This is a genomic window from Pseudomonas sp. AGC41 (genome assembly GCF_057334555.1).
Window position 1 is genome coordinate 96,535 of the sequence record NZ_JBHFJB010000026.1, and the last position, 1,151, is coordinate 97,685.

The 1,151-nt window shown below is 62.6% G+C and carries 1 protein-coding gene; it reads right to left on the bottom strand.

What is annotated here, in order from left to right; all coding sequences use genetic code 11:
• Positions 1-87: 87 nt before the first annotated feature.
• Positions 88-1,005: a dihydrodipicolinate synthase family protein gene (locus ACE04F_RS04660; protein WP_486105221.1), complete on the bottom strand. Its 918-nt coding sequence runs from the start codon at positions 1,003-1,005 to the stop codon at positions 88-90.
• Between the last annotated feature and the right edge of the window lie 146 nt (positions 1,006-1,151).

Sequence of the window (1,151 nt, forward strand, 5' to 3'; positions counted from 1 at the left end):
AAGACGGTGGCACATCCAGCACCTTCGAATCAGGCAGACCGCTTTCGCGAGCAGACTCGCTCCCACAGGGTTTTCATCGGCTGCGGCTTACAGCCCCACATCCGGCAACGCCGGCCGATTGGCCAGCGCCTTGGCCATGATCTGCTCCACGTACACCCGGTCTGCTTCCGGCAAGGCCAGGCGCGGTGGGCGGGTGAGGGCGCTGCCGCGACCGGCGATGGCTTCGCAGAGCTTGATGCATTGGACCAGATCGGCGCGGGCGTCCAGGTGCAGGATCGGCATCAGCCATTCGTAGATCGGCATCGCTTCGGCGAACCGCCCGGCGCGGGCCAGGCGGAAGATGGTTTCGCCTTCTTTCGGGAACACGTTAGACATGCCCGAGACCCAGCCCTCGGCGCCGACGGCGAGGCTTTCCAGGACCACGTCGTCGAGGCCGGCAAACAGCACGAAGCGGTCACCGACTTCGTTGCGCACGTCGATGAAGCGGCGGGTGTCGCCGGACGAGTCCTTGAAGCACACCACGTTGTCGCAGTCGGCGAGGGAAATCAGGATGTCCGGGGTGACATCGTTCTTGTAGATCGGCGGATTGTTGTAGACCATCAGCGGCACATCGGCATGCCGGGCCACGTAGCGGAAATGTTCGGCGGTCTCGAACGGTTTGGAGCCGTAGACAAGCGCCGGCATCAGCATGACCCCGTCGACGCCGACCTTGCGCACCGCGTTGGCAACCTTGGCGGCCTGTACGCTGGTGAACTCGGCCACGCCGCAGATCACCGGCACCCGGCCACGGGAGGCGTCCACCGCGACTTCGGTCACGGCGATTTTTTCCTCGGCGCTCAGGGAGGTGTTTTCCCCCACGGAACCACAGACCACCAGGCCGGAAACACCGTCGCGGATGACGTTGGAAATGACCTGATGGGTTTTTTCCAGGTTGATGGAAAAGTCTTCGTTGAATTGGGTGGTGACAGCGGGAAATACGCCGCTCCAGTTGATGCGTTTGCTCATGGGTGTCTCCTTTTGGTATTTCGTATACGGATATAGGTGGTTGCTTTTGTGGCGAGGGAGCTTGCTCCCGCTGGGTCGCGAAGCGGCCCCCAGGATCTGACTGACACACCGAGTTGTCAGCCTTCAGGCCTGCTTCGCAGCCCAGC